20 protein-coding genes are annotated in these 18,229 nt (G+C 63.8%); 6 read left to right on the forward strand and 14 right to left on the reverse strand.

From position 1 onward, the window contains the following. Window positions 1-106: 106 nt before the first annotated feature. The 5 genes from HNP98_RS06430 to mazG all read right to left on the reverse strand — a co-directional run bounded on the left by HNP98_RS06430 (window position 107) and on the right by mazG (window position 4,271). Entirely contained in the window at window positions 107-937 is an 831-nt protein-coding gene (locus tag HNP98_RS06430; RefSeq protein ID WP_246275000.1) for an energy transducer TonB, read from the reverse strand. Next, entirely contained in the window at window positions 934-1,395 is a 462-nt protein-coding gene (locus HNP98_RS06435; RefSeq protein WP_317171054.1) for an ExbD/TolR family protein, read from the reverse strand. Before HNP98_RS06435 ends, HNP98_RS06430 begins: the two co-directional genes overlap by 4 nt. 106 nt (window positions 1,396-1,501) lie before the next feature. Continuing rightward, window positions 1,502-2,131, reverse strand: coding sequence for an ExbD/TolR family protein (locus HNP98_RS06440; protein ID WP_173809214.1), 630 nt, complete (start codon window positions 2,129-2,131; stop codon window positions 1,502-1,504). Between the two features lie 118 nt (window positions 2,132-2,249). Beyond that, window positions 2,250-3,128: a MotA/TolQ/ExbB proton channel family protein gene (locus HNP98_RS06445; protein ID WP_173809215.1), complete on the reverse strand. Its 879-nt coding sequence runs from the start codon at window positions 3,126-3,128 to the stop codon at window positions 2,250-2,252. 276 nt (window positions 3,129-3,404) lie between these two features. Beyond that, a complete protein-coding gene (gene mazG / locus HNP98_RS06450; protein WP_173809216.1) occupies window positions 3,405-4,271 on the reverse strand; it encodes a nucleoside triphosphate pyrophosphohydrolase in 867 nt (288 codons plus the stop codon). A gap of 74 nt (window positions 4,272-4,345) precedes the next feature. Between mazG and glmM the strand changes: the two genes are divergently transcribed. Further along, a complete protein-coding gene (glmM, locus tag HNP98_RS06455; protein WP_173809217.1) occupies window positions 4,346-5,743 on the forward strand; it encodes a phosphoglucosamine mutase in 1,398 nt (465 codons plus the stop codon). Between the two features lie 104 nt (window positions 5,744-5,847). After that, complete coding sequence (locus tag HNP98_RS06460) at window positions 5,848-6,990, forward strand: cysteine desulfurase family protein (protein ID WP_173809218.1); 1,143 nt, start codon at window positions 5,848-5,850, stop codon at window positions 6,988-6,990. Between the two features lie 3 nt (window positions 6,991-6,993). On the opposite strand, the gene HNP98_RS06465 is transcribed toward HNP98_RS06460, so the two are convergent. Together HNP98_RS06465 and HNP98_RS06470 are read right to left on the reverse strand one after the other, a co-directional pair. Next, window positions 6,994-8,181 carry a hypothetical protein gene (locus HNP98_RS06465; protein ID WP_173809219.1) on the reverse strand — a complete coding sequence of 396 codons (1,188 nt, stop codon included), beginning with the start codon at window positions 8,179-8,181 and terminating at the stop codon, window positions 6,994-6,996. Window position 8,182: 1 nt separating this feature from the next. Continuing rightward, window positions 8,183-9,175 carry a DUF2157 domain-containing protein gene (locus tag HNP98_RS06470; protein WP_173809220.1) on the reverse strand — a complete coding sequence of 331 codons (993 nt, stop codon included), beginning with the start codon at window positions 9,173-9,175 and terminating at the stop codon, window positions 8,183-8,185. 236 nt (window positions 9,176-9,411) lie between these two features. Here HNP98_RS06470 and HNP98_RS06475 point away from each other — a divergent pair, with 236 nt between their 5' ends. Together HNP98_RS06475 and HNP98_RS06480 are read left to right on the forward strand one after the other, a co-directional pair. Beyond that, on the forward strand, window positions 9,412-9,993 hold the full coding sequence (locus HNP98_RS06475) for a hypothetical protein (RefSeq protein ID WP_173809221.1): 582 nt from the start codon (window positions 9,412-9,414) through the stop codon (window positions 9,991-9,993). Window positions 9,994-10,005: 12 nt separating this feature from the next. Then, window positions 10,006-10,371, forward strand: a complete 366-nt coding sequence (locus HNP98_RS06480) for a PRC-barrel domain-containing protein (protein ID WP_173809222.1) — start codon at window positions 10,006-10,008, stop codon at window positions 10,369-10,371. 79 nt (window positions 10,372-10,450) lie between these two features. Here the strand turns inward: HNP98_RS06480 and HNP98_RS06485 are convergent, their stop codons facing one another. The 3 genes from HNP98_RS06485 to era all read right to left on the reverse strand — a co-directional run bounded on the left by HNP98_RS06485 (window position 10,451) and on the right by era (window position 13,242). After that, a complete protein-coding gene (locus tag HNP98_RS06485; protein WP_173809223.1) occupies window positions 10,451-10,714 on the reverse strand; it encodes a hypothetical protein in 264 nt (87 codons plus the stop codon). Between the two features lie 123 nt (window positions 10,715-10,837). Then, window positions 10,838-12,160, reverse strand: coding sequence for a ribosome biogenesis GTPase Der (der, locus tag HNP98_RS06490; RefSeq protein ID WP_173809224.1), 1,323 nt, complete (start codon window positions 12,158-12,160; stop codon window positions 10,838-10,840). A 185-nt stretch (window positions 12,161-12,345) separates the two neighbouring features. Further along, window positions 12,346-13,242, reverse strand: a complete 897-nt coding sequence (gene era, locus HNP98_RS06495; protein WP_173809225.1) for a GTPase Era — start codon at window positions 13,240-13,242, stop codon at window positions 12,346-12,348. A 223-nt stretch (window positions 13,243-13,465) separates the two neighbouring features. Between era and HNP98_RS06500 the strand changes: the two genes are divergently transcribed. After that, window positions 13,466-14,152 carry a metal-dependent hydrolase gene (locus HNP98_RS06500; RefSeq protein WP_173809226.1) on the forward strand — a complete coding sequence of 229 codons (687 nt, stop codon included), beginning with the start codon at window positions 13,466-13,468 and terminating at the stop codon, window positions 14,150-14,152. Here the strand turns inward: HNP98_RS06500 and HNP98_RS06505 are convergent. Further along, window positions 14,109-15,128: an AraC family transcriptional regulator gene (locus HNP98_RS06505; RefSeq protein ID WP_173809227.1), complete on the reverse strand. Its 1,020-nt coding sequence runs from the start codon at window positions 15,126-15,128 to the stop codon at window positions 14,109-14,111. The genes HNP98_RS06500 and HNP98_RS06505 overlap by 44 nt on opposite strands. Window positions 15,129-15,271: 143 nt before the next feature. Here HNP98_RS06505 and hemH point away from each other — a divergent pair, with 143 nt between their 5' ends. Further along, complete coding sequence (gene hemH, locus HNP98_RS06510) at window positions 15,272-16,318, forward strand: ferrochelatase (RefSeq protein WP_173809228.1); 1,047 nt, start codon at window positions 15,272-15,274, stop codon at window positions 16,316-16,318. 96 nt (window positions 16,319-16,414) lie between these two features. Here hemH and HNP98_RS06515 read toward each other — a convergent pair whose 3' ends face one another. From HNP98_RS06515 to HNP98_RS06525, 3 genes are all read right to left on the reverse strand, one after another. Next, the gene (locus HNP98_RS06515) at window positions 16,415-16,981 is read right to left on the reverse strand and encodes a hypothetical protein (protein ID WP_173809229.1); all 567 of its coding nucleotides are present in this window, start codon (window positions 16,979-16,981) and stop codon (window positions 16,415-16,417) included. 124 nt (window positions 16,982-17,105) lie between these two features. Further along, the gene (murQ, locus tag HNP98_RS06520; RefSeq protein ID WP_173809230.1) at window positions 17,106-17,912 is read right to left on the reverse strand and encodes an N-acetylmuramic acid 6-phosphate etherase; all 807 of its coding nucleotides are present in this window, start codon (window positions 17,910-17,912) and stop codon (window positions 17,106-17,108) included. An 8-nt stretch (window positions 17,913-17,920) separates the two neighbouring features. After that, window positions 17,921-18,154 (reverse strand): cytochrome b5 domain-containing protein, encoded by a 234-nt coding sequence (locus HNP98_RS06525; RefSeq protein WP_173809231.1) that lies wholly within the window; start codon window positions 18,152-18,154, stop codon window positions 17,921-17,923. Between the last annotated feature and the right edge of the window lie 75 nt (window positions 18,155-18,229).

Raw genomic sequence — 18,229 nt, forward strand, 5'->3', positions numbered from 1 at the left:
GTACTCCACGTAAGGCACCAGGGGGCTTGTACGAAAAAACCCCGGCCGGGCCATGCGGTCCGTCCGGGGTTTGAGCAGTGGCTCAGCGAATGCCGAAACTGCTGGATTATTGAATCTTGAAGGTAATCGGAACCGTGAACGATACGCTCACCGCCCGGCCATTCTGCTTACCAGGGATGAATTTGGGAAGGGTTTTTACCGCCCGAATCGTTTCCTCGTCAAGACCCGAACCCAAGCCTTTGACAACCTTCACATCGGACACGTCACCTTCCGCATTTACCGTGAAGCTCACGAAAATCCGGCCTTCTACGCCGTTGTTCTGCGCCATGCGGGGGTACTTGGTAGCCTTCTGAATGGCTGCTACGATGGCCCCGTTGCCGCCACCGCCGGGCAGCTGCGGCATTTGTTCCACGTAAGTGTACACCTTGTTTTCCACCACTTCCTCCACCACCTTGTTGCCTTCGCCCGAAAGCTCCGACAGGTCCTGGGAATCGGTGTTGCCCTTCACGGTCACCGTGGCCACGGCTTTGTCTTTCAGTTCCTCCTGGTCCGGCACGTCTTCCTGCTTCACCTCGTTGTCCTTCTTAATCACCGGCGGGGTGAACTTGATGGTCGTGAGCTTGGGCGGCGGGGGCGGCGGCGCCTCGGGGGGCGGGGGCGGGGGCGGGGGCTTGGTGTCGTCCAGCGGCGGGGCGTCCATCAACACATTCTCCGTCAAATTTTTCTTGACGATTTCCTTGGGCTTGTGGTCGCGGATGTACTGCGCAATAAGCGGGAACGCTACCAACAACACCAAAACTGCCGTAGCAATGATGAGCGAGCGGGTTACGTTGCGCTGGTAGAGCTGCCGCAGTACATAAGCACCGTAATTTTTGTTACGGCCTTCGAATACGATATCGTCCAGGCTGGCCTGGGCAATCTGCGCGGAGGTCATCATAGCGCGGATGCTTTAATTAGGTCTTGGTCGGACTTGGCGATTTTCACCAAAGCGTATTTTTTCTGGTTGGTAATGTTCATCTCGTCGAGGATGTCCACCATGTTTTTGTACACGGCTTTGTCGTCGGGCTTGATGAGAATGACGGTCTTGGGCTGCACCCGCTGGCGGTCGAGGATGACTTGCCGGATGCCGTTGGGCCCGTAGTTGGTCACCTTCAAATCAGCCTTGGACTCGGCCGAGTTCATACCGGCGTAATAATACACCTTGTTGCTTGCGCCCATGATGATGGTGAAAGCTTCCGATTCCTTGAGCTTGGTTTGCTCGTCCTCGTTCTTTTCCTTCACGGGCATGGTCAGCTGCATCACGTTGGGCTTGGCAAACGTGGTGGTCAGCATGAAAAAGGTGAGTAGCAAGAAGGCCAGGTCCACCATCGGCGTCATGTCGATTTTGGTCGACATTTTTTTGGCCCGCTTCTTCCCGCCTTTCCCGCCGGAGTCGGCTTTTCCTTGTATTTCTGCCATGAGTTCTAGTTACTGAGGTACTAGTAAATGTCTGGGTAGCCGCTTATTTGCTCACCACCGGTTTGTTTTCCAAATCGGTAATTAGGTTGAAGCGGTTAATGTCTTTCTCTTGCAATACTTTAATCAGCTGCTGCACAGTGGGCACGTCGGCCTCACCGTCGCCTTTAATGGCAATGTACGTCGGTTTCTTGTAAAGCGCCAAGTTGGCTTTGCGGCCCTCTATTACCCAGTCGATGAGCTGGTTGTTAAGGGAATCCATGGGGATACCGGGCTCGGTCTTCGCCACGGCTTTGCGCTGGTCGGCATCCATGCTTAGCAGCGAGCCAAGTTGGCCAACGGGCACACCAAAGTTGGTCAGGTTGCCGAAAGCCTTGGCTTGCGCTGCATTGAAGTTGACGCCGTACTTGGCCCCCACTTTTTGCAGCGTTGCCACCTTGGCTTTTTCGTCGTCCAAGCCGAAGAACACGCGCTTGTTCTTGTCCACCGTAAGCGTAATAACATTGCTTTCCGGCAGCTTAATTTCCGACGTCGATGAGGGGGTATCCACTACAACGGTTTCTTCGGGGGCGAACTTGGTGGTCAGCATGAAGAACGTTACCAGCAGAAAGGCCAAGTCCACCATCGGCGTCATGTCCAACGACGGCGAGGTGCGGTGCGGTTTTACTTTGGGCATTGCGGGGGTGGGGTTAAGAAAGAAGAAGCGGTGCCAGGAGCAACGCTAATTCCGTCGTTTTAGTACGTATATAGGCGGGTAGCCAAGGCCCGGTTCCGCCTTGGCCACCCACGGCTAACTACGCCTGAACCGTCTGGCCGTGCTGACCAGCGAAGGTTTGGATAATGCTGAAGCCAGCCTCGTCGATGCTGTACGTCAACTCGTCAATCTTGCTGGTGAAGTAGTTGTAGGCCACGATGGCCAGGGCCGACGTACCGATGCCGAAAGCGGTGTTAATCAAGGCTTCCGAGATACCACTGGCCAACTTCACGGCGTCAGGCGAGCCGGCCTGGGCCAGGGCCGAGAAGGCGCTGATCATACCGAACACCGTGCCGAGCAGACCCGTCAAGGTAGCAATGGAAGCGATGGTGGAGATAATGACCAAGTTCTTCTCTAGCATAGGCAACTCTAGGGCAGTGGTCTCCTCGATTTCTTTCTGGATGGCGAGTACCTTCTGGTCCGAATTCATGGTGCGCTCCCGGGACATATCGTTGTATTTCACCAAGCCAGCTTTCACTACGTTGGCTACCGAGCCTCCCTGCTTGTCGCAGGCGGCGATGGCCCCGGTAATGTCGTTGGCGTTCAGGCGCTGGCGCACGATGCGTACAAAACCTTCGATGCTCTGCGAGCCTTTGGCCTTGGAAATGGTCAACAGGCGCTCGATCGAGAAAAGAATAACGCACAGAAACATCGTAATCAGCAACGGTACAATGTTACCGCCGCTGTACACGGTGCCCAAAAGGTCGCCAGGAATGGGCGCATTGGTGTTGACACCGCCTTGGAAGTGACTGCCGTTACCCAACACAAATTTGAAGACGATGTAGGCAACGACAAAGGCGAGGATGATGGCGATGACGGAGAACAGCGAGGCCCCCCCGCTGCTTTTCTCGGCGGCCTTAGGAGCAACGGCCGGAGTGGTGGGCCGGGGGCTCGTGTTGAGGGCATTTTTCTGTTCCATTATTCCGAAAGGTTTGGGTTGGGGGTTGGGAAGAGGTAAAAATTAAAAGAAAAACTTGAGAGAAACGAAGGTGTTACTACCAGGAGTGAAGGCCGTACCGTGCGGGCACTGCCGCGGAGGCATCCATCCAAAATGGGGTGTAGCAGATAAACAATTGCGGCCTGAGCGGAATCAAAGGGGCGGTTCAACCTGACAAACCTAACCAAAATCTTTGGCGCAGCAAAAGAAAAATCGGTTTGGAAAGGCGCGTGGCGTTGAATTGGGTGTGCAAGAAAGCTAATTTTTAGTGGAGAGCGGCACAGCTACGGGCCCTGGCCGGCGCTTAGCCTCTTCCCAGTAAATGTCCATCTGCGCCAGGGTCAGGTCGGCGAGGAGGTGGCCATCAGCGGCGGCAGCGGATTCAAGGTATTGAAAACGACTGATAAACTTTCGGTTGGTGCGCTCCAATGCTTCTTCGGGGTTGATGCCGGCGAAGCGGGCAAAGTTGACGAGTGAAAACAGCAGGTCGCCGAATTCTTCGGCGGCCCGCTCGGCCTGCATTTTTTCGGGCCGGCCGTGGCCATATTCGGCCCCGAACTCGCCCAGTTCTTCTTGCACCTTGGCCCACACCTGGGCCGGTTCTTCCCAGTCGAAGCCCGCGCCCCGGGCCTTTTCCTGGATGCGCATGGCCTTCACAAGGGCGGGCAGTGAGGTGGGTACGCCGCTGAGCACTCCCGCGTTGCCTTTTTCGCGGAGCTTAAGCTGCTCCCAGTTGCGCTTCACGGCCGCTTCGTCGGCCGCCTGGGCGTCGCCGTACACGTGCGGGTGGCGGAAAATGAGCTTCTCGCACTGCGCGTTCAGGGCGTCGGCAATGTCGAACGCGCCCTGCTCGGCGGCGATGCGGGCGTAGAAAAGCAGGTGCAGCATCACGTCGCCCAGCTCCTTTTTCAGGTCGGGCAGGTCGTCGCGCAGGATGGCATCGCTGATTTCGTAGGTTTCCTCAATGGTGAGGTGGCGCAGGCTCTGCAGGGTCTGCTTCTGGTCCCAGGGGCACTCGGTGCGCAGGCGGTCAAGCACGTCGAGCAGGCGGCCGAAAGCGGCCAGCTGGGCCGGGCGGCGGGTGGGCCCCAACAGGGCCGCGGGGGCGGGCGGGTGGTTTTCCATCGTTTCAAAGATAACCCGAACCGGGGCCAACCCGGCGCGGCTGCGTATTTTTGCCCTTTCTAATACTGCATTCAGTGACCCTCATCAAATCCATTTCCGGCATCCGCGGCACCATCGGCGGGCCCGCCGGCCAAGGCCTCACCCCCCTCGACGTAGTGAAGTACGCCGCCGCCTACGGCACGTGGGCCCTGGCCCAGCCCGCGGCGTCGCGCACCATCGTCATCGGCCGCGACGCCCGGCTTTCGGGCGCGATGGTGAGCAGCCTCGTGGCCGCCACCTTGCAAGGCCTGGGCCTCGACGTGGTGGACCTGGGCCTGAGCACCACGCCCACCGTGGAAATGGCCGTGCTGGCCAAGCAAGCCGCCGGTGGCATCATCCTCACGGCCTCGCACAACCCCAAGCAGTGGAACGCGCTGAAGCTGCTCAACGCGCAGGGCGAATTTATTTCTGATGCCGACGGGCAGCAGGTGCTGGCCCTGGCCGACCGCGAAGCCTTTGACTTTGCGCCCGTGACGAAGCTGGGCCAGTACACGACCGACGACGAGTTCCTGGCCCGGCACATTGCGGCCGTGGTGGCCCTGCCGCTGGTGGACGTGGACGCCATCCGGGCCCGCAACTTCCGGGTGGTGGTGGACGCCGTGAACTCGTCGGGGGGCATTGCCGTGCCGCAGCTGCTGGCGGCCCTGGGCGTGACGACCGTGGAAAAGCTGCACTGCGAGCCCACCGGCGACTTTGCCCACAACCCCGAGCCCCTGCCCGAAAACCTGCGCGACATCGCCAAGGTGCTGGAGAAGGGCTCGTTTGACCTCGGCATCGTGGTGGACCCCGACGTGGACCGCCTCGCGCTGGTGAGCGAAAACGGGGAGATGTTTGGCGAAGAGTATACGCTGGTGGCCGTGGCCGACTACGTGCTACAAGCCCACGGCGGCGGCAACACCGTGAGCAACCTCAGCAGCACCCGGGCCCTGCGCGACGTGACCGAGCGGCACGGCGGCCACTACGCCGCCGCCGCCGTGGGCGAGGTGAACGTGGTGGCCAAGATGAAGGAAACCCAGGCCGTGATTGGCGGCGAGGGCAACGGCGGCATCATCTACCCCGAGCTGCACTACGGGCGCGACGCGCTGGTGGGCATCGCGCTGTTTCTCACGCACCTGGCTAAGTCGGGCCTCACCGTGTCGCGGCTGCGGGCCTCGTACCCGGGCTATTTCATCTCCAAAAACAAGATTGAGTTGACCCCCGAAATCGATACCGATATGGTGCTGGTGGAGATGGAAAAGCGCTACGCCAAGCAGCCCGTGAATACGATTGACGGCGTGAAAATCGAGTTTGGCAAGGAGTGGGTACACCTGCGCAAGTCCAACACCGAGCCCATCATCCGCATTTACGCCGAGTCGGACTCGAATGCCACGGCTGACTACCTGGCGCAGAAAATCATCGGCGACATCAAGGAAATAATTGCCGTGAAGGCCTGATTTTTGGTGCTTGGTGCACAGTGCTTGGTGCTTGGCAAATATGTCGAGATGAGTGCAGTTGCTAAAAACCAGGCACCGGGCACCACGCACCAAGCACCAAAAAAATGCACGCTTACTTCGACAACGCCGCCACCACGCCCCTCGACCCGGAAGTACTGGAGGCGATGATGCCTTTTCTGAGCCAGCACTACGGCAACCCCAGCAGCTTGCACGGGCCGGGCCGCCAGGTGCGGGCGGCGCTCGAAAACGCCCGCAAAACGGTGGCCCACCTGCTCGGGGCCGCCCCGGCCGAAATTGCCTTCACCAGTGGCGGCACCGAAGCCGACAACGCGGCCATTTTTGGCAGCGTGCGGGCCCTGGGGCTGCGCCACGCCGTCACGTCGCCGCTCGAGCACCACGCCGTGCTGCACCCCGTGCAGGCCCTGGCCAAGGCCGGCACCGTGGCCCTGAGCTACGTGCGCCACGATGCCCAGGGCCGCCTCGACCTGGCCCACCTCGACGAGCTGCTGGCCACCAACCCGCGCACCCTCGTGAGCCTGATGCACGGCAACAACGAAATCGGTAACCTGAACGACATCGAAGCCATCGGGGCCCTGTGCGCCCGGCACAATGCCATTTTTCATACCGATACGGTGCAGACGATGGGCCACTACCGACACGACGTGCGGGCCTTGCAAAACCATTTTTTGGTGGGCGCGGCGCACAAGTTCCACGGACCCAAGGGAGTAGGGTTTCTATACACCCGGCCGGGCACGGCGGTGGAGCCGTTCATGCACGGTGGCTCGCAGGAGCGCAACGTGCGGGCGGGCACCGAAAACGTGTACGGCATTGTGGGCCTGGCCAAGGCCCTGGAAATTGCCTACCGCGACATGGCCGCCCACCGCGCCCACGTGCAAGGGCTGAAGGACCGCTTCATCGGCCAGCTGCGGGCCCGGGTGGCCGACGTGCAGTTCAACGGCTGCTCGGCCGATGCCGACCAGAGCCTGTACACCGTGCTCAGCGTGAGCTTGCCGCCGTCGGCCATCAGTGAAATGCTGCTGTTTAATCTAGATATCAGCAAGATAGCGGCGTCGGGCGGCTCGGCTTGCACCAGCGGGGCCCAAGCTGGCTCGCATGTGCTGGAGGCCCTGGGCGGCGACGCCGACCGGGCCACGGTGCGCTTCTCGCTAAGTAAAATGAATACTGCGGAAGAGGTGGACTACGCCGTGGCGCAGCTGGCCAAACTCTACCAGCCGGTAGCCGCTTAGCGCTTAAAACTGCCCGGTGGCCCCGCCACCGCCCGAATCGCCCCCACCGAATTGAAACCCGGCCGCCGGGACCTGACCTGGTACATTGTATTGAGCCACGACGAGCGACTCCAGGTTGAAGAGCGGGACGGCTTCGTCGTCGGCGGCCGCGGTGAGGCCGTGGCGCGGGGTGCCTAGGTAACGGAGCGCGGCCGCCGCGACGGCCAGCAGCAGGGCCCCAGCCAGCGCGGCGGCCACGGCCGGGGGCAGCAGGGCGCGGTAGTAACGCAGCGTGAACACGGAAAAAGCCACGGCCAGCAGCCCCATTATCAATACCAGACGGTCGTGGCGGCGCAGGCCGTAGTACAAATAGGCCAGCGGTATGAGGGCAGTGAGGGCGTAGAAAAGCGGGGCGAAGGGAATTTGCGGGGCGAAGGGCAAGTGGCTTAGCGCGGCGTTGCCCTCGCGCACCACCAAGTAGTTGCCGCCCAGGTAAAAGGTGGCCAATGCCAGTGCCTTCACGGTTTGCCGGCAGGTGCGGTAATAGAAATAGTGCGGGCCCCGGGCCAGGCGGTGCACCACGGCCGCGGCCCCGGCCGCAAACAGCATCGCCACGAACGGGAGCAGGGCCGGGCCGGCCGCCGTTTGCAGGGCCAGGTTGGCGGCCAGCGCCAGGGCAGCCGCAAAAACCAGGGCGGCGGCCAGCAGGTCGGCGTAGCGCACGGTGGCCGCGCCCAGCACCGCTATTCCGTAAAGTAGGAACGGTGCCAGCCGGGGCCCGGCCAGCGTACCAGCCCCGCCCACCGCCAGCTGGGCTTGCACGCCCAAGCCCAGCAAGGCCAGCACGGCGGCGTACAAAATGGCGTTGTCGTAGCCCGCGTGGTAGGGCCGCGAGCTGGTAATAATTAGCTCCAGCACCAACAAAAACCCTGCTGCCAGCAGCAATAGCCACGCCGTCAGGCCCGCGTCGGAGTAAGAAGAGTTCAGCAGGGGCAGGGCACAAAAGGCGGCGGCGGCCGCGCAGCCCAGCACCGTGAAGAAAAATAGCACGGCCCGCAGCAGCCAGGCCGGTTGGTAACAGTCGAGCGGGTAAGCGGCGTCGATGGCCGCGTGTTGGCCGTCGACCAGCAAGCCCTGGCGCTGCCAGCGGGTGGCGGCGGCGCGGACGGCCGCGTGCAGGGCCCAGGCGGGGTTATAGGCTTGGAGGCGCATGTCAGCGGCGGGGAACGATGCGCAAAATGCGCTTCATGTTGACGAGAAACACCACCACGCCGGCCGCGGTGAGGGGGAAGTAAAGCAGGCCCAGCGCTACGCCATCGATGAAGCCCAGCACTTCAAAGCAGAGGTAGGAGAACGCCACGTAGCCGAACACCGCGCCCATCAGCAGGAACAGGTACGACTGCGTGCGCCGCGCGTACCAGGCCAGCCCAGCGCAGGTGGCCAGCAGCACCGGCAGCGCCACCCAGCGCGGCACGCCGGTTTGGGCCGGGCCCAGAAACAAGGCTGCCGTGAGGGCCACCAGGGCCAGGTTGCCGCCCAGCGAAAGGTAGGCAAACGCGAAGTGGCGCTTGTGGTTGGTCAGGTCCGACCACAGGCCCAGGCCCCCCAGGCCCAGGCCCAGCACGGCCGCCGGGCCGCTGAGGGTGGCGTAATCGTTCTGGGCATAGGCCGCCAGCGGGGCAATGCTCACGCCCACCCACGAGGCCAGCGCCGTGACGGCCATCGACAGCACGCCCCGGTGGTCGAACCCGTAGGCAATGCCGAAAAACAGGGCCGTGGGCAGCGCCGCCGCCAGCCCAAAGCGGGTGCCAAACAGCTGGTACTGGGCCTGCAAGTAGCCCTCCAGCACCAAAAACAGCAGGCAGCCCAGCAGCAGCAGGTACTCGGGCAACAGGCCCGGGCTGGGGGCCACGCCCCAGGTAAATGCCGGCCGGTGCCGGGCCGCGTAGGCCAGGCAGGCGGCCATCAGCGCCGCGATGCCCGCCACCACCACGCCGTGCCCGATGCGCTCGATGTTCTGGTAGATGAGCACCCCCAGGCCCCCGCTCAGCAGCGTAATGCCGAGGTAGAGCAAGGCCCGCAGCTCGTAGTGCAGCGAAAACGGCCGCTGGCGCTCGTAGGCGGCCAGGGCGGCGGCTTGTGCGGGGGGCAGCAGGCCCCGGGCTTCGAGGTCGGCGAGCAGGCGGTCGGCAAAAGTGGGGGGCATGGCGGGGCGGCAGGGCAGCGGGCCAGGTGTGCGGACCGGCGGACTACCGGGCAATATAGAGCTATATGCGGATTGGGGGCGGCCAAGCGCCACCCCCGGGGCCCGCAACGACCCAGTTGCCGCCGCCGCGGTGGCCCCGGGGCGGCCGCAGGGCTGCACCGGGCCAACCCGCGCCGGCTGGTTTGCGTTTTGGTGCGTTCAAGGCGGTACCCTCACCCCTCGCCCCCTGCGCACCCGTGGCCGAAATTCGTATTCAACGCAAAAAACCTTCGCTGAGCCCCTGGGTGCTGGTGGCCCTGGCGGCCCTGGCCCTCACGCTGGGGGCCTACTGGTACCTGCGCCCCGCGCCCGCCGACGAGCCCGCCCTGCCCGCCACCACGGCCGTGCCCGACGCCGCGCCCGGCGTGCCCGCCGATTCGCTTGCGGCTGCCCCGGCCGTGGCCCCCGATTCGAGCAGCACCCGGGGCCGCCTGCTGGGGCTGGTGGCGCAGCTCTCGGACCTGGCCGACCGGCCCGACCTGCGCGACGACGCCACCGTGCGCGAGCAGCGCGACAACCTCACCAGCGCCACCGCCCGCCTCGCCGACGGCGAGACACGGGCCAGCCTGCGCCCCGGCCTGGTGGCCGCCGCCAACCTGCTCCGCGCCGTGCAGCAAAAAGCCTACCCGGCCCTGGACGAGCAGGCGGCCCGCCTGGTGCAGCAAGCCGGCCAGCTCTCCGGCCGCGACGGCACCGCCGCCGAGCAGCAGCAAACCCACCAGTTTTTGCACGCCGCCGCCGCGCTGCTGCAAGCCGAAAACGTGCCCCCGACCGCCTGATAACCCGCCTGTATGGAACCCGCTGCCAACCTGCGCCGCCTGCGCGACCTGCCCGATTTTGAAGTCGCCGACGGCCACCCCGACGTGCGCGGCTGGGCGGTGCGCGGAGCCGCTGGCACGGTGTTGGGCACGGTGCAGGAGCTGCTCGTGGACCCAATTGCTCAGCAAGTGCGCTACCTCGACGCCCAGCTGGACGCGCCCGCGCCCAAGCGCGTGCTGCTGCCCCTGCGCCTGGCTTCGCTCGACGCGGAGACCTCCAGCGTGTTCGTGCCCGCCCTCACCGAAGCCGCCGTGCTGGCCTACCCGGCCTACGCCGAAGAGCTGGTGACGCCCGCCTACACCGCAGGCTTGCGGCAAGCCCTGGGCGAGCCGCTGTAGAGCCGCGCGCCGCGCCGGGCACACAAAAAAGGCCGCTCCTGCAAAGGAGCGGCCTTTCTGATTCCGGCAAAAGCCGAAACTATTTTTTCACCTCGGTCGTGGTGGTCGTGGTGGTGCCGGCGGCGGGGGCATCCATTTTGCCCGCGTTGTCCTTCATGGCATCGGCGGTGGCTTCGCCAGCTTTCTTGGTCGAATCGGCGGCGGCTTCCATGCCGGCGGCTTTGGCATCGGCCGAAGCCTCTACGGCGTCGCCTTCTTTCTTAACGGCTTCTTCTTGCTTGCCACCGCACGAGGTGAACGAGAGGGAAGCAGCGGCCAGGGCGAGGAACAGTACGTTTTTCATCTTGAAAGAAAAGTTAGGTAAGGGTGAAATTGCGGTCTTTGAGGCCGGCGGCCGGGCAAAGGCCCTCCGCCAGATTCGCCGCTTTATACCCCACGGCCGAAAAGGTAACCTTCCCCGTAAAAACTATTTTTTGCGGAACACGATGCCAATCGGCACGCCCGTGAAGTCGAAGTGCTCGCGCATCCGGTTCTCGAGGTAGCGGGTGTAGTTCTCCTTCACGTACTGCGGCAGGTTGCAGAAAAAGGCAAACACTGGGTTGTGCGTGGGCAGCTGCGTGGCGTACTTGATGCGCACCAGCTTGCCCTTGATGGCGGGCGGCGGGTACTTGGCAATCTCCTCCAGCATCACGTCGTTGAGCTGCGAGGTCGGAATCTTGCGGCGCTTGTTCTCGAACACTTGCACGGCCGTTTCGATGGCCTTGTGCACCCGCTGCTTGGTAAGCACCGAGATGAACACGATGGGCGGGTAGGCAATGGGGGCCAGCTTGGCGTAAATCTTCTCCTCGAACTCCTTCGTGGTGTTGGTTTCCTTGTTCTCCACCAGGTCCCACTTGTTCACCAATATCACCACGCCCTTGCGGTTTTTGTCGGCCAGGGCGATGATGTTTACGTCCTGCGACTCGATGCCGCGGGTGGCGTCAATCAGCACCACGCACACGTCGCACTCTTCCAGGGCCCTAAGGCTGCGCATGTTGGCGTAGAATTCGATGTCCTCGCTCACCTTGGCCTTGCGGCGCAGGCCGGCCGTGTCCACCAAAATGAAGTCGTGGCCGAACACGTTGTAGCGGGTCGAAATGGCGTCGCGCGTGGTGCCGGCAATGTCGGTCACGATGCTGCGCTCGGTGCCCAGCAGCAGGTTCACGAAGCTCGACTTGCCCACGTTGGGCCGGCCCACCACGGCAATTTTGGGGATGTCCGAATCGGGCTCCTCGATGCCGGCCTCCGGGAAGTGGCTCACCACCTCGTCGAGCAGCTCGCCGGTGCCGTGGCCGTTGGCGCTGCTGATGGCGAAGATTTCGCCCTCGCCCATGCCCAGCGAATAAAACTCGCCGCTGCCGTGGGCCCGGGCGTTGGTATCGGCCTTGTTGGCCACCAGCAAAATAGGCTTCTTCTTCAAGTAGGGCCGCAGTACCTGGGCAAATTCCTCGTCCAGGCCATGCACACCGTCCGCGGCGTCCACCATGAAGAGCACCACGTCGGCCTCGTCGATGGCCAGTTTCACCTGCTTGCGGATTTCGCCCTCGAAAATGTCGTCCGAGCCGTGCACGTAGCCGCCGGTGTCAATCACGGTGAAGTTCTTGCCAATCCAGTCGCCGTGGCCGTAGTGGCGGTCGCGCGTCACGCCGCTCTCGTTGTCCATGATGGCCTTGCGCTGGCCCACGAGGCGGTTGAAAAGGGTGGACTTGCCCACGTTGGGGCGGCCCACAATTGCAATGGTATTACTCATGTTGCGTAGCCCCAGCCGCCGGCCCGACCTAGATTCGGCAGTGCCCGGGGTTGTTTAGTTAAGAATGGTCGGAGGTTTTATTCAGTTAACATTTATCATTTAACACGCAGACGGCAATGTCTATACCGAGCCAGTAGCGTCAGCAGGAACGGCTGTTAAATGTTAATTGCTAAATGTTAAATGACTTACTGGTACCCGAACCGGCTCAGGGCTTTGGGGTCGGTGCGCCAGTTCTCGTTCACTTTTACGTGCAGTTCGAGGAAGACCTTTTTGGCGAAAAACTTCTCCATGTCTTCGCGGGCCCAGGTGCCCACTTTCTTCAGGGCCTCGCCGCCCTTGCCGATGACGATGCCCTTCTGGCTGGCTCGCTCCACGTAGATGACGCCGCGCATGTGGATGATGGTGTCTTCCTCCTTGAACTCCTCGACGGTGACCTCGCAGCTGTAGGGAATCTCCTTTTTGTAGAGCTTAAAGATTTTCTCGCGCACCATTTCGGCGGCGAAGAAGCGCTCCGGCTTGTCGGTCAGCTCGTCTTTGGGGTAGTACTCGGGGTGGACGGGCAGCTTTTCGAGCACCGACTCCAGCACCCGCTCGGTGCCGAAGGCGTTGAGGGCCGAGATGGGCAGCACCTCGGCGGCGTTGGGCAGCTGCTCCTGCCAGTAGGCCAGCTTGGCCTCCACGGCGGCCTGGTCGGCCTGGTCTATTTTGTTGACGAGCAGAATGATGGGCGTGTCCACCATTTTGCGCAGGCGCTCCACCACGGGCTCCTCGTCGTACTTCTCGTAAATGTCCGTCACGAACAACACCACGTCGGCGTCTTCCAGCGACGAGTACACGAACGCCATCATGGCGTTGTGCAGCTCGTACTTGGGCTGAATGATGCCCGGCGTGTCGGAGTAAATAAGCTGAAAATCGGGCCCGTTGAGGATGCCAAGAATGCGGTGGCGGGTGGTCTGGGCCTTGCTGGTGACGATGCTCAGCCGCTCGCCCACCAGCGCGTTCATCAGCGTGGACTTGCCCACGTTGGGCTTACCGATGATGCTTACAAAGCCGGCCCGGTGGGGCTTAAGTTCGGGATTCACAGAGGGATAGATTTGATAATGAGGGCGCAAAGGTACGGCTTGCGCGGCGCAAATGCTACGGGCCCCCAAAGTAACCGGCTGGTAAACGCCCGGGCGAACGTGCCGAATTTCGCTTTTGGTCAATCCAATTTTCGGGAATCGTCAGCGAGGCCGGTGGGGCGGGCCCGGACCTTTGTCCTGTTCTCCCACAGCACGTTTCCTTCCACTCTTTTCCTCAAGCCCTATGTTTCTCGGACATTTCGGCGTCGGTTTCGGCGCTAAAACCCTGCAACCCCGCGTGTCGCTGGGCACGCTGTTCCTGGCCGCCCAACTCGCCGATTTGGTGTGGCCCACGCTGCTGCTCTTGGGCGTGGAGCGGGTGCGTATCGTGCCGCACTTCACGGCCACCAACGCGTTTGATTTCGTGTACTATCCCTTCACGCACAGCTTGGTGGGTGAACTGGTAGCGGGCCTGTTGCTGGGATTGGCCTACTGGCTGCTGCGGCGCAACGCCGGCGGGGCCTTGCTGGTGGGCCTGCTGGTGCCCAGCCACTGGCTGCTCGATTTGGTGGTGCACGTGCCCGATCTGCCGCTGTACCCGGGGGCCTCGCCGCTGCTGGGCCTGGGCATGTGGAACCACTTGGTGGCCACGCAGGTGATAGAATTTGCGCTGCTGGGCCTCGGCTTGTGGCTGTACATGCGGCGCACCCGGGCCCGCAACGGTGCCGGCCGCTACGGCTTGCTGGTGCTGGTGGTGTTGCTGGCGCTGACGCACGTGGCCGGCCTGTTTAGCCCGGCGCCGGCCAGCGTGGGGGCCCTGGCTTGGGGCGCGCAGGTGCTGTGGCTGTTCGTGCCGCTGGCGTACTGGGTCGACCGCAACCGGGAGGTTACCGGCGAAACGCGCCCGGCGTCTGCCCCGTCCATTTCTTAAAGGAGCGGGCAAACACGCTCGGCTCGGAGTAGCCGAGCAGGAAGGAAATGTCGGTGGTGCTCAGCTCGGATTCGCGCAGGTGGCTTTGGGCCAGGTCGCGGCGCACGTGGTCGAGGAGCTGCTGGTAGGTGTGGCCGGCTTCCTTGAGCTTGAGTTGCAGGGTGCGCACGCCCAGGCACAGGCGGTCGGCCACGGCGGCCAGCGTGGGCGCTTCGCCCTTGAGCTGGCGCACGATTTCGCCCCGCACCCGTTCCGGCAGCGTAGGCGGCTGGTGGGCCGGAAGCTGGGCCAGCAAGGCCGCCGTGTGCTGCTCGAACAGCGGAAACAGCGCCGCGTTGGCGTGCAGCACCGGCAACGCCAGGGTCGCCGCGTCAAAAGCTACCCGGGTTACCGGCGCGTCAAACGCCAATGCCGCCGTGCCAAACGCCTGCTCGTGGGCCCGGGTATCGGCCGGGCGCGGGTAGGCCAGCTGCACGGCCCCGGGCACCACGGGCCGGCCGACGAGCGTGCCAAACGCCGCGAGGCACAGCGAGAGCTCCGAGTTCAGCACGTGGCGCGGGTGCACGATGGCGGGGCTGGTCAGCTCCAGGTTCAGCCAAATGCCCCCGGGCCCCTCCGCGGCCGGCGTTTGGAAGGTGCGCACGCCCTGGCAGGCCACGTCCTGGTAGCGGCAGAGCTGGGCGATGGCTGCGCCGAGGGTGGGCGCGTGCAGCAGCACGTAAGCCAGCGTGCCGGCGGCCGTAAAATTGACGAAGCCGCCGAGGTGCAGGTCGAAATACGGGTCGTGGGTGGCTTCCATCACCAACGGCCACAGCCGCTGGATGGTGGCCAGGGGCACGCGGGCGTCGGGCCCGGCGGCCGTGGCGGGGTCGAACCCGATGGCCTGGCACAGGGCCGGCACGCTGGCGCCGTGCTGGCCGGCGGCCCACAGCAGCAGGTTGAGGGAAGAAGCAGCGAGGGTGTCGGGCGGCGTCATCGGGGGCACATAGCGCGAAATAGCGCCGCAAGTACGGGCAGCGCGTCGAACCATGCCCGCGCGCGGCTGTTTGCTTAGGTGATTGCATCACGAGCCCGCCGGGGGCCCGTACAGTCCGCCCGTTGCTCCCGAACTTTGCCTCGATGAATTCTCCCGCCATTTCCGCCCGCCGCATCGGCGTCCTATTAGTCAACCTGGGCACGCCCGACTCGCCCCAAACCGGCGACGTGCGCCGCTACCTCAACGAGTTCCTCACCGACGGCCGCGTGGTGGACATGCCGGCCGCCATCCGCTACCCGCTGTTCCAGGGGCTGGTGGTGCCGCTGCGGGCCCCGAAATCGGCCAAAATCTACCAGCAGCTCTGGGACGCCGACCGCGGCTCGCCGCTGCTCTTCCACGGCCTCGACTTGCAGGAAAAGGTGCAGGCCGCGCTGGGGCCCGGCTACGTGGTGGCCTTCGGGATGCGCTACCAAAACCCCAGCATCGAGAAGGCGCTGGACGAGTTGCGGGCCGCCGAAGTAGAGCGCATCGTGGTACTGCCGCTGTTTCCGCAGTACGCCTCGGCCAGCACGGGCTCGGTGCAGGAGAAGGTGATGGACATCGTGAAAGATTGGTGGATCGTGCCCAGCATCAACTTCATCAGCCAGTTTGCCACCGAGCCGGGCTTCATTGCCAGCATCGTGGCGCGCGGCCGGGCCGAACTGGACAAGCAGCACTACGACCACGTCGTGTTCAGCTACCACGGCATCCCGGAGCGCCACGTGAAAAAGGGCGACCCCACCAACTACTGCCGCTTCGGCAGCTGCTGCGACACGCTCACCGACCGCAACCAGTACTGCTACCGGGCCCAGTGCTTCGCCACCTCGCGCCTGGTGGCGGCGGGCCTGGGCCTCGCGCCCGGGCAATACACCGTCAGCTTCCAGAGCCGCCTGCAAAGCCGCCTGCGCGACCCCTGGCTGCAACCCTACACCGACGAGGCCCTGAAGGAGTTCCCCGCCAAGGGCATCCACCACGTGCTGGCCTTCAGCCCCGCTTTCGTGGCCGACTGCCTGGAAACGACCATCGAGGTGGGCGAGGAATTCAAGGAGCTGTTCGAGGAAGCCGGCGGCACGCACTGGCAGTTGGTGCCCTCGCTGAATTCCGAGCCGCAGTGGGTGGAAGCCGTGGCCGACATGATTCGGCGGAAGTAGAACGGAGTTGGGTGGAAGGTTTTGGCCTATAACACGTTCAGCATGACCGTTTACAGCATGACCGTTTAATTACGGCTCAATATTGGCCCTCACCGCTCAGTTCAAGCGGCGCTGCAACAGCCCATCCACTACTTCAAATAAGCGGCGGGGCTCGTAGGTGCGCCAGGGCAAGTCGTCGAGTTGCCCCCCAAAATTCACGTAGTTATCCACATTATACTGGTGCATTTCGCGCAGTACGTGCTCCTGGAAGTTGATGCCGGCCACCCAGCCGTCTTCTACGTCCTCGAACCACTCGGCGTAGTAGTCGTCCTCGGCCCCGTGGAAGTTGAACACGTTCTCGCCGATGAGGATGAACTTGCGGATGCCCTCGGCCACGAGCGGGTCCACGATGTGGCGCTTGAGGTGCATCACGTCGTTCTCGATGGCGTCGTTCCACTCGCCGATGAACTCGATAACGGCCACTTTCTCTTCGTAGTCGGCGAAGAGAATTTTCAAAAATAGCGTTTCCGACTCCATGCTGTCCCACTGCGGGTGAATGAGGTAGCCGTAGATGTTGTTGGTGAAAAGCTCCAGACTGTTTTCGGCCCCGAAGAGCGGCGACTGGGGGTCTTCGGCCGCAGAATACTGGTCGATCCAGTTATAATAAGGCTCGATGGTGTGCATAGCGGGGCAGGATAGGGGCTGGGATAGAAACGCGCCAACGCGCATTCGGTTGGGCCGGGCCGGCCAAATACCGTCCGGCTCCTGCCCTAACCCCGGGCCGGGGGCCCCGCGTTCCGGCCCGCGCCTACGCCGGGCCCGGGGCCCCGAGCGCGGCCCGCACGCTGCCGTGGCGGGCCAGCAGGGCGGCGGCCGCGGGCTGGCCGATGCCCAGCTCGTCCATCAGCATGCGCTGGCCGCGCTCGATTAGCTTTTCATTCGAGAGCTGCATGTCCACCATCTTGTTGCCCTTCACCCGGCCCAGGCGGATGAAGGTGGCCGTGGTGAGCATGTTGAGGGCCAGCTTCTGGGCCGTGCCGGCCTTGAGGCGGGTGCTGCCGGTGAGGAACTCGGGCCCCGTGACGACCTCCACCGGGTACTCGGCTGCTGCCGCCACGCCCGAGCCGGCGTTGCACACGATGCAGCCCGTGGCCAGGCCGGCGGCGCGGGCCGCATTGAGGCCCCCGATGACGTAGGGCGTGCGGCCCGAGGCGGCGATGCCCACCACCACGTCTTGCGCGCTGACGCCGTGGGCCTGCAAGTCCACCCAGGCCTGGGTGGCGTTGTCTTCCGCGCCCTCCACGGCCTGGCGGATGGCCCCGTCGCCGCCGGCAATGAGGCCGACCACCAGCCCGGCCGGCACGCCGAACGTGGGCGGGCACTCGGAGGCGTCCACCACCCCCAGCCGCCCGCTGGTGCCGGCCCCGATGTAGAACAGCCGGCCCCCGGCCCGCAACCGGGCCACGGTGGCTTCCACCAGGGCCTCCAGTTGCGGCAGGGCCCGCTGCACGGCCAGCGGCACGGTCTGGTCGAGCCGGTTCATGCCGGCCAGCAGGGCGGCGGTGGGCAAATGTTCAAGGTCGGTGAACTCGGAGGGGGCTTCAGTGGTCATCATCGGGCAAGCTATTTTAAGAGGCCCACGACGGGGAATTTGTCGAACACGTGGGCGTTGTGCGGGGCGTCTTGGTCCAGTTCGGGCGTCAGGTCCTGGCCGGCCCAGTGCTCGTAGTGGTTGCCGCGCTTCCACAGCCGCGAGCCGCCCACGTCGTAAATGCGGCCCTGGTAGGCCACCCAGATTTCGTCGCGGTCCTGGCCGTTGCGCAGGGCCAGCTGGCCGCGGGTGTATTCGCTGAGCATGGGTTGGGGCAAGGAGGGTGGCGGCCGAGGGTGGTGCTGGAGCCCAAAATTACGCCGGGTATCCTTGAGTAGTTG

This window comes from Hymenobacter caeli, from assembly GCF_013294115.1.
Classification (GTDB): domain Bacteria; phylum Bacteroidota; class Bacteroidia; order Cytophagales; family Hymenobacteraceae; genus Hymenobacter; species Hymenobacter caeli.

Excerpts from the sequence above, each read along its gene's own strand:
- HNP98_RS06430 (WP_246275000.1), bottom strand. The coding sequence starts at position 937 with ATGATGACCTCCGCGCAGATTGCCCAGGCCAGCCTGGACGATATCGTA.
- HNP98_RS06435 (WP_317171054.1), bottom strand. The coding sequence starts at position 1,395 with ATGTCGACCAAAATCGACATGACGCCGATGGTGGACCTGGCCTTCTTG.
- HNP98_RS06440 (WP_173809214.1), bottom strand. The coding sequence starts at position 2,131 with ATGCCCAAAGTAAAACCGCACCGCACCTCGCCGTCGTTGGACATGACG.
- HNP98_RS06445 (WP_173809215.1), bottom strand. The coding sequence starts at position 3,128 with ATGGAACAGAAAAATGCCCTCAACACGAGCCCCCGGCCCACCACTCCG.
- mazG (WP_173809216.1), bottom strand. The coding sequence starts at position 4,271 with ATGGAAAACCACCCGCCCGCCCCCGCGGCCCTGTTGGGGCCCACCCGC.
- HNP98_RS06460 (WP_173809218.1), top strand. The coding sequence starts at position 5,848 with ATGCACGCTTACTTCGACAACGCCGCCACCACGCCCCTCGACCCGGAA.
- HNP98_RS06465 (WP_173809219.1), bottom strand. The coding sequence starts at position 8,181 with ATGCGCCTCCAAGCCTATAACCCCGCCTGGGCCCTGCACGCGGCCGTC.
- HNP98_RS06470 (WP_173809220.1), bottom strand. The coding sequence starts at position 9,175 with ATGCCCCCCACTTTTGCCGACCGCCTGCTCGCCGACCTCGAAGCCCGG.
- HNP98_RS06480 (WP_173809222.1), top strand. The coding sequence starts at position 10,006 with ATGGAACCCGCTGCCAACCTGCGCCGCCTGCGCGACCTGCCCGATTTT.
- HNP98_RS06485 (WP_173809223.1), bottom strand. The coding sequence starts at position 10,714 with ATGAAAAACGTACTGTTCCTCGCCCTGGCCGCTGCTTCCCTCTCGTTC.
- der (WP_173809224.1), bottom strand. The coding sequence starts at position 12,160 with ATGAGTAATACCATTGCAATTGTGGGCCGCCCCAACGTGGGCAAGTCC.
- HNP98_RS06500 (WP_173809226.1), top strand. The coding sequence starts at position 13,466 with ATGTTTCTCGGACATTTCGGCGTCGGTTTCGGCGCTAAAACCCTGCAA.
- HNP98_RS06505 (WP_173809227.1), bottom strand. The coding sequence starts at position 15,128 with ATGACGCCGCCCGACACCCTCGCTGCTTCTTCCCTCAACCTGCTGCTG.
- hemH (WP_173809228.1), top strand. The coding sequence starts at position 15,272 with ATGAATTCTCCCGCCATTTCCGCCCGCCGCATCGGCGTCCTATTAGTC.
- HNP98_RS06515 (WP_173809229.1), bottom strand. The coding sequence starts at position 16,981 with ATGCACACCATCGAGCCTTATTATAACTGGATCGACCAGTATTCTGCG.
- murQ (WP_173809230.1), bottom strand. The coding sequence starts at position 17,912 with ATGATGACCACTGAAGCCCCCTCCGAGTTCACCGACCTTGAACATTTG.
- HNP98_RS06525 (WP_173809231.1), bottom strand. The coding sequence starts at position 18,154 with ATGCTCAGCGAATACACCCGCGGCCAGCTGGCCCTGCGCAACGGCCAG.